Raw genomic sequence first — 8,187 nt, forward strand, 5'->3', positions numbered from 1 at the left:
GACATCAAGGTGGGGGTGGGGCGTACGGGGCGGGTCACCCCGTTCGCGCAGGTCGAGCCGGTGACGGTGGCCGGCTCCGAGGTCGAGTTCGCCACCCTGCACAACCAGGAGGTCGTCAAGGCCAAGGGCGTGCTCATCGGTGACACGGTGGTGCTGCGCAAGGCCGGGGACGTCATCCCGGAGATCCTCGGCCCGGTGGCGGATCTGCGGGACGGCAGCGAGCGCGAGTTCACCATGCCCACCGAGTGCCCCGAGTGCGGTACGCCGCTGCGGGCCATGAAGGAGGGCGACATCGACCTGCGCTGCCCCAACGCCCGCACCTGCCCGGCCCAGCTCCGCGAGCGGCTGTTCTACCTCGGCGGCCGCTCCAGCCTGGACATCGAGCACTTCGGCATGGTGGCCGCGGCCGCGCTCACCGGGCCGCTGGAGCCGGCCGACCCGCCGCTGACCGACGAGGGCGACCTCTTCGACCTGCGCGAGGAGCAGCTCCTGGACATCCGCGCGTACGTCCTGGACCCGGACAGCGGACTGCCCAAGCGGGACCCGAAGACCGGCGAGGAGAAGATCGCCCGGGTCTTCGCCAGCCAGAAGGGCGAGCTGAAGAAGAACGCCCGCGCGATGCTGGACAACATCGCCGCCGCCAAGGACCGCCCGCTGGCCCGGATCGTCAACGGGCTGTCGATCCGTCACGTCGGCCCGGTCGCCGCCCAGGCGCTGGCCCGCGAGTTCCGCTCCCTGGACCGGATCTTCGAGGCGAGCGAGGAGGAGCTGGCCGCCACCGAGGGCGTCGGTCCGACCATCGCCGCCGCCATCCGGCAGTGGTACGAGGAGGAGTGGCATCGCGAGATCCTGCGCAAGTGGAAGGCGGCCGGGGTCCGCTGGGAGGAGGAGTCCACCGGCGAGGACGAGGGCCCGCGCCCGCTGGAGGGACTGGCCGTGGTCGTCACCGGCACGCTCGACGACTACACCAGGGATGGCGCGAAAGAGGCGTTGCAGAGCCGTGGCGCGAAAGTCACCGGCTCGGTGTCCAAGAAGACGTCGTTCGTCGTCGTGGGCGACAACCCCGGCTCCAAGTACGACAAGGCCGTGCAGCTCAAGGTGCCGGTGCTGGACGAGGCCGGCTTCGACGTGCTGCTCGAACAGGGGCCCGACGCGGCCCGGGAGGTAGCCGTTTCGGCCGAACAACAGCCCGAATAAGCCCAGTCGGGCTCACCCGTTCAGCGCATACCAGACGGATAAGGGTGGCCGGGGCGCATTCGGGCAAGACCAGTAGTGCGCTGCCCGTGGAAGCCTCCCGACGCCTACTGTTGAGACGTGCGTCCGTCGTGCACGGCCGTGGGGGAGCGCTTCCCGTCCGCCGAGGAGCGGGAAAGGATCACCACCGCGGCGGCACGGCCACGGGCCATCGCGTGGCAACGGCACCACCGCCGGCTGTGAGAGGGACCGAATGAAACCCACCGAGAGTGCCGCCCCGGCCTCACGGCCGCGCGGCAGTGCGGCCGCCGCGGGCATCACCTCCAGGCTCCCGTCCGTCGTGGTCGCCATCGCCGCCGTCGCCCTGATCACCGGGCTGACGGGAGCGCTGCGCAGCGGCCACGCCCTGTTCCCCGGCGGCGCGGCCGGCTGGTCGCTCGCCGTCCTCACCGGCATCGTCGTCGGCCATCTGGTCGCCCTCGGCCGGGACCGCTGGTGGGGCGGCACCGGCTCCGGCGCCGCCCTCACCCTCGCCGTGCTCCTGCTGTACGGCTGGGTGCCCGCCGGACTGGTCAGCCTCGCCGTCGTCGTGCTCACCGGCACCGCCCGCCGGCACCGCTGGCGCCAGGGCCTGGTGCACGGCGCCGCCGACATCCTCGGCATCGGCGCCGCCGCGCTGGTGCTGGCCGCGTTCGGAGACGCGCCCACCGTCGAACAGCCCTGGCAGCCCCTCGAATGGGGCATCGAGGCCGCCCCGGAAGTCACCCTGGCCGCCGCCGCGTACCTGGTGGTCACCAGGCTGCTGCTGTGGTACACGCTCGCCCCGCAGGCCTGCGGACTGCCCAGCACCGAGCGCACCGCCCTGCTGCGCCAGGGCCTGGTCGCCGTCGCCCTGCTCGGCATCGCGCCGCTGATCTGCGTCGTCGCCGCCGGACTGCCGGTACTGCTGCCGCTGTTCGCCGTCCCGCTCATCGCCCTGGACTCCACCCTGTGGATCGCCCGCGCCCGCGCCGAGGAGCAGCTCCGCGACCCGCTCACCGGACTGCCCAACCGGCAGTGGCTGCTGGAACGCACCTGGGCCGCCCTGGAGCAGGCCGAGGGCGAGGGGAAGCGGGCCGCGCTGGTCCTCATCGACCTCGACCGCTTCCGCTCCGTCAACGACACCCTCGGCCACCTGGCCGGCGACCGGCTGCTGCTGCAGATCGCCGACCGGCTCCAGCAGGCCCTGCCGCGCGGCGCGGAGGCCGCCCGGCTCGGCGGCGACGAGTTCGCCGTCCTGCTGCCCGTCGCCGACTCCACCACCAGCGCCCAGCGCATCGCCCGCCAGCTCGCCGGCGACCTGTCCTCGCCGCTCGACCTCGACGGGCTCACCCTCGTCCTGGAGGCCAGCGCCGGCGTGGCCGTCTTCCCCGACCACGCACTGGACGCCGAAGGGCTGCTCCAGCGCGCCGACGTCGCCATGTACCAGGCCAAGCGGGACCGCACCGGCGTCGAGGTCTACGAGTCCAAGCGCGACTCCAACACCCCCGACCGGCTCGGCCTCCTCGGCGACCTGCGGCGCGCGCTGGACGCCGGCGACGTGGAGCTGCACTACCAGCCCAAGGTCCGCTTCGACGGCGCCGTCGCCGGCCTGGAGGCGCTGGTGCGCTGGGTGCACCCGGAGCGCGGCCGGGTCCCCCCGGACGAGTTCATCGCCATCGCCGAGTCCTCGGGGCTGATGCCGCACCTCACCGAGTACGTCCTGGACACCGCGCTCGCCCAGGTCGCCCGCTGGCGCGCCCAGGGCATCGAGGTGCCGGTCGCGGTCAACGTCTCCCCGCGCGACGTGCACACCCCCGGCTTCGCCGGCTCGGTGGCCGCCCGGCTCGCCCGCCACGGGGTGCCGGCCGGCTCCCTGCAACTCGAGATAACGGAACACGTGCTGCTGGAGGACCCGCAGCGGGCCGCCGACACGCTGGCGGGGCTCACCGGGCACGGCGTGAAGATGTCCCTGGACGACTTCGGCACGGGATACTCCTCCCTCGTCCACCTGCGCAAGCTGCCGGTCAGCGAGCTGAAGATCGACCGCTCCTTCGTCGCCCGGCTGGCCATCGACACCGAGGACGCCGAGATCGTCCGCTGCACCGTCGACCTCGCCCACTCGCTGGGCCTGCTGGTGGTCGCCGAGGGCGTGGAGGACGACGAGACCTGGGGCCGGCTGCGCGACCTCGGCTGCGACGCCGTCCAGGGCTGGCTGGTCGCCGCCGCGATGCCGCCCGCCGAGTGCACCGCCTGGCTGCACGCGCGCGGCGAGGGCGTCTGGGTGCGCCCCCCGGCCGCCCTGCCCCCAGCCCAGGCCGACGCCGACCCCGCCGTGCCCTAGCCCGGCCCGCCGAGACCCGCCCGGGGCAGGCGACCACCCACCGGTGGCGCCTGCCCCGGGCGCGTACGGCGCCCGGCCCGGGCGGTGCCGGGCTCGGACGCGGGTGGTGCCGGGCTCGGCTGCCGGGCCGTGCCGGACGCGGGCGGGCAGGTCCCCCGGTGGGCACGGGGCGGCCCCGCCGGGCGTACGGGGGCAGGCCCCCGGAGAAAGACGGGGGCAAACCGTTTAACGGTCGCGGACCCCCGCCCCATAGGATTGGGGCGAAGTCATTCGCTGAACCATCGCACTCACATCGCACTCACCCTGAGGATCGCTGCATGCCTGGCATCACGCGCGAGGAGGTCGCCCACCTCGCCCGGCTGGCGCGTCTGGAGCTGAAGGCCGAAGAGCTCGACCACTTCGCCGGACAGCTCGACGACATCATCGGCGCGGTCGCCCGCGTCTCCGAGGTCGCCGACCAAGACGTACCTCCGACCTCCCACCCGCTGCCGCTGACCAACGTCATGCGCGCGGACGAGGTCCGTCCGTCGCTCACCCCCGCGCAGGCGCTGTCCGGCGCCCCGGCCCAGGAGCAGCAGCGTTTCAAGGTGCCGCAGATCCTGGGGGAGGACTGATCCGATGACCGACATCATCAAGCTCACCGCCGCCGAGACCGCGGCGAGGATCGCCTCCGGCGAGCTCACCGCCGTCGAGGTGACCGAGGCCCACCTGGCCCGCATCGAGGCCGTGGACGAGAAGGTCCACGCCTTCCTGCACGTCGACCGGGAGGGCGCGCTGGCCCAGGCCCGCGCCGTGGACGCCAAGCGCGAGCGCGGCGAGACGCTCGGCCCGCTGGCCGGCGTACCGCTCGCGCTGAAGGACATCTTCACCACCAAGGACATGCCGACCACCGTCGGCTCGAAGATCCTCGAAGGCTGGCTGCCGCCGTACGACGCCACCCTCACCCGGCGCCTGCGCGACGCCGACGTCGTCATCCTCGGCAAGACCAACATGGACGAGTTCGCCATGGGCTCGTCGACGGAGAACAGCGCGTACGGGCCCACCGGCAACCCCTGGGACCTCACCCGGATCCCCGGCGGCTCCGGCGGCGGCTCCTCCGCCGCGCTCGCCTCCTTCCAGGCGCCGCTGGCCATCGGCACCGACACCGGCGGCTCCATCCGCCAGCCGGCCGCCGTCACCGGCACCGTCGGCGTCAAGCCCACCTACGGCGGCGTCTCCCGCTACGGCATGGTGGCCTTCTCCTCCTCCCTGGACCAGGGCGGCCCCTGCGCCCGCACGGTCCTGGACGCGGCCCTGCTGCACGAGGCGATCGCCGGCCACGACCCGCTGGACTCCACCTCCATCGACGCCCCCGTCCCGCCGGTCGTCGAGGCCGCGCGCAACGGCTCGGTGGCCGGGATGCGGGTCGGCGTGATCAAGCAGTTCCGCGGCGAGGGCTACCAGGCGGGCGTCGTCCAGCGCTTCGACGAGTCCGTCGGGCTGCTGAAGGAGCTGGGGGCCGAGATCGTCGAGCTGGACTGCCCGTCCTTCGACCTGGCCCTCTCCGCGTACTACCTGATCGCCCCGTCCGAGTGCTCCTCCAACCTCGCCCGGTTCGACGGCCTGCGCTACGGGCTGCGCACCGGCGACGACGGCAGCCGCTCCGCCGAGGACGTCACCGCCCTCACCCGCGAGGCCGGCTTCGGCGACGAGGTCAAGCGCCGCATCATGCTCGGCACCTACGCGCTCAGCTCCGGCTACTACGACGCGTACTACGGCTCCGCGCAGAAGGTCCGCACCCTCATCACCCGGGACTTCGAGAAGGCCTTCGAGCAGGTCGACGTGATCGTCTCCCCGACGACCCCGACCACCGCCTTCCCGATCGGCGAGCGCGCCGACGACCCGATGGCGATGTACCTCGCCGACCTGTGCACCATCCCGACCAACCTGGCCGGGAACGCCGCCATGTCGCTGCCCTGCGGCCTGGCCCCCGAGGACGGCCTCCCGGTCGGCCTGCAGATCATCGCCCCCGCCCTGAAGGACGACCGCCTCTACAAGGTCGGCGCGGCCGTCGAGGCCGCCTTCCTGGCGAAGTGGGGACACCCGCTGCTTGAGGAGGCTCCTTCGCTGTGAGCGACGCACGCGCGGCCGCCGGGCCGCAGACGACGACGAAGGCAGGACCTCTGCGCCGCGCGGGCGGAGAAGCGAACGGAGAGACACTGTGAGCGCACTGACCAAGGCCAAGGGCTTCAAGAAGTCCCGCACCGGTACGTACCTGTCCATCGGCACCACCGCGTTCGGCGCGCTCAGCGTCGTCAAGCAGCTCCGCAAGGCCCGCTCCGACAGCGACACCCTGCTGCTGCTCGACGCCGTCGTGTCCGCCGCCGCCATCGGCACCGGCCTCGCCATCCTGCTGCGCGAACTCAAGCGCATCGGCGACGACGACGTGCTGTTCGGCTGAGAGGGAAGCAACACCGTGACCGTCATCACCGAACTGGTGCCGTTCGACGAGGCCCTCGCCGCCTACGACCCCGTCATGGGGCTGGAGGTCCACGTCGAACTGGGCACCGCCACCAAGATGTTCTGCGGCTGCTCCACGGAGCTGGGCGCCGACCCCAACACCCAGACCTGCCCGGTCTGCCTCGGCTTGCCCGGCGCCCTCCCGGTGGTCAACGCCACCGGCGTCGAGTCCGCCATCAAGATCGGCCTCGCGCTGCACTGCGAGATCGCCGAGTGGTGCCGCTTCGCCCGGAAGAACTACTTCTATCCGGACATGCCGAAGAACTTCCAGACCTCCCAGTACGACGAGCCGATCGCCTTCAACGGCTACCTCGACGTGCAGCTGGAGGACGGCGAGGTCTTCCGCGTGGAGATCGAGCGCGCCCACATGGAGGAGGACACCGGCAAGTCGACCCACGTCGGCGGCGCCACCGGCCGCATCCACGGCGCCTCGCACTCGCTGCTGGACTACAACCGCGCCGGCATCCCGCTGATCGAGATCGTCACCAAGCCGATCACCGGCGCGGGCAGCCGGGCCCCCGAGGTCGCCAAGGCGTACGTCGCCGAGCTGCGCGAACTCATCCGCGCCCTGGGCGTCTCCGAGGCGCGCATGGAGATGGGCCAGATGCGCTGCGACGTCAACCTGTCGCTGCGGCCCCACGGCACCGAGAAGTTCGGCACCCGCTCCGAGACGAAGAACGTCAACTCGCTGCGCAGCGTCGAGCGGGCCGTGCGGTACGAGATCGGCCGCCACGCCGGCGTGCTGAACGCGGGCGGCACGATCATCCAGGAGACCCGCCACTTCCACGAGGACGACGGCTCGACGACGTCCGGGCGGGTCAAGGAGGAGGCCGAGGACTACCGGTACTTCCCCGAGCCCGACCTCGTGCCGGTGGCCCCGTCCCGTGCGTGGGTCGAGGAGCTGCGCGGCACCCTGCCCGAGCTGCCCCGGGTGCGCCGCAACCGGCTGCGCGAGGAGTGGGGCGTCACCGAGCTGGACATGCAGTCCATCCTCAACGCGGGCGCGGTCGACCTGATCACGGCCACCACCGAGGCGGGCGCCCCCGCCGACCAGGCCCGCAAGTGGTGGATGGGCGAACTGGCGCGCAACGCCAACGAGTCCGGCCGCCCGCTGGACGCCCTGCCGATCACCCCGGCGCAGGTCGCCCGGGTCAGCGAGCTGGTCGCGGCCGGCGACCTCAACGACAAGCTGGCCCGCCAGGTCATCGAGGGCGTGCTGGCCGGCGAGGGCGACCCGGACACGGTCGTGGAGAAGCGCGGTCTGAAGGTCGTCTCCGACGAGGGCGCGCTCGGCGCGGCCGTGGACGAGGCGATCGCGGGGAACGCCGCCATCGCCGACAAGATCCGCGGCGGCAAGGTCGCGGCGGCCGGCGCGCTGGTCGGCGCGGTCATGAAGGCCACCCGCGGCCAGGCCGACGCGGCCCGCGTCCGCGAGCTGATCCTGGAGCGCCTGGGCGTCGAAGGCTGACGCCCCGCCCCGCGGCACACCCCGCGGCCCCGGAAAGTCAGCCTGACGGCCGCGGCCCTTCCGGGCCGGGCTGAGATGGCGCTGTCCCGCCTCCCGCGTTCTCGCTCAGCGGACCGGGCCGCGCTCGTCGACCACGAGGGTGGGGTCGGCGAGGAAGACCTCCCGGTCGACGGGACCGTAGGCGACGTTGAAGGTGTCCAGCCAGTAGGACCAGCCGCGGATGCCCAGGGAACTGCTGAAGCGGTAGTTGAGCTGCCACCGCATCCACTGGCCCGGACGCAGCCGCACCGCCGGGGGCCTGCGGGGGCGCGGGGGCAGGCCGAAGAGCGGCCCCACCCGGGCGTGCACCCGGAGCCGGCGGTCCTGCTCACGGAGGCTCACGCCCACGTCGCGCAGGGGCCGCCCGGTCTCCCGGGGCGCGAAGGCGTCCTCCTCGTCCATGCGGACGCAGTGCGCGCCGGTGAGCGGTGACGGCGGCAGCGGGAAGCCCGTGGGGGCGGCGTTCCTCCGGGCGGCGGCCTCGCCGCCACGGGACTCCTTGGTCCAGTACGTCCGGATCCACTGCACCGTGATGTCCATGGCCCTCATCCTCCGGGCAGGCGAAGGCCCCCGGGCGACCGGGGCCCGCCACTGGGGGGAGTGGTGGCGGGGGCCCGGCCGGCCC

Annotated in this window: 7 protein-coding genes; 6 read left to right on the forward strand and 1 reads right to left on the reverse strand. The window is 73.2% G+C overall.

The window, feature by feature from the left end; translation table 11 throughout:
- The 6 genes from ligA to gatB form a co-directional block, all read left to right on the forward strand.
- The coding region (ligA, locus tag C6N75_RS25510; RefSeq protein ID WP_105871232.1) for an NAD-dependent DNA ligase LigA at nt 1-1,197 on the forward strand (1,197 nt) is incomplete at its 5' end.
- A 250-nt stretch (nt 1,198-1,447) separates the two neighbouring features.
- A complete protein-coding gene (locus C6N75_RS25515) occupies nt 1,448-3,556 on the forward strand; it encodes a putative bifunctional diguanylate cyclase/phosphodiesterase (protein ID WP_105871233.1) in 2,109 nt (702 codons plus the stop codon).
- Nucleotides 3,557-3,873: 317 nt separating this feature from the next.
- Nucleotides 3,874-4,170, forward strand: coding sequence for an Asp-tRNA(Asn)/Glu-tRNA(Gln) amidotransferase subunit GatC (gatC, locus tag C6N75_RS25520; protein WP_105871234.1), 297 nt, complete (start codon nt 3,874-3,876; stop codon nt 4,168-4,170).
- A gap of 4 nt (nt 4,171-4,174) precedes the next feature.
- Entirely contained in the window at nt 4,175-5,668 is a 1,494-nt protein-coding gene (gene gatA / locus C6N75_RS25525; protein WP_105871235.1) for an Asp-tRNA(Asn)/Glu-tRNA(Gln) amidotransferase subunit GatA, read from the forward strand.
- Nucleotides 5,669-5,756: 88 nt separating this feature from the next.
- A complete protein-coding gene (locus tag C6N75_RS25530; RefSeq protein ID WP_105871236.1) occupies nt 5,757-5,996 on the forward strand; it encodes a hypothetical protein in 240 nt (79 codons plus the stop codon).
- Between the two features lie 15 nt (nt 5,997-6,011).
- Nucleotides 6,012-7,523, forward strand: coding sequence for an Asp-tRNA(Asn)/Glu-tRNA(Gln) amidotransferase subunit GatB (gatB, locus tag C6N75_RS25535; protein ID WP_105871237.1), 1,512 nt, complete (start codon nt 6,012-6,014; stop codon nt 7,521-7,523).
- 105 nt (nt 7,524-7,628) lie between these two features.
- Here the strand turns inward: gatB and C6N75_RS25540 are convergent, their stop codons facing one another.
- Nucleotides 7,629-8,102 carry a hypothetical protein gene (locus C6N75_RS25540; RefSeq protein ID WP_105871238.1) on the reverse strand — a complete coding sequence of 158 codons (474 nt, stop codon included), beginning with the start codon at nt 8,100-8,102 and terminating at the stop codon, nt 7,629-7,631.
- Nucleotides 8,103-8,187: the final 85 nt, after the last annotated feature.

Origin of the sequence: Streptomyces solincola (genome assembly GCF_002982015.1) — a bacterium.
GTDB lineage: Bacteria > Actinomycetota > Actinomycetes > Streptomycetales > Streptomycetaceae > Streptomyces > Streptomyces solincola.

Coding starts and splice junctions, on each gene's coding strand:
- C6N75_RS25515 (WP_105871233.1), top strand. CDS start 1,448: ATGAAACCCACCGAGAGTGCCGCCCCGGCCTCACGGCCGCGCGGCAGT.
- gatC (WP_105871234.1), top strand. CDS start 3,874: ATGCCTGGCATCACGCGCGAGGAGGTCGCCCACCTCGCCCGGCTGGCG.
- gatA (WP_105871235.1), top strand. CDS start 4,175: ATGACCGACATCATCAAGCTCACCGCCGCCGAGACCGCGGCGAGGATC.
- C6N75_RS25540 (WP_105871238.1), bottom strand. CDS start 8,102: ATGGACATCACGGTGCAGTGGATCCGGACGTACTGGACCAAGGAGTCC.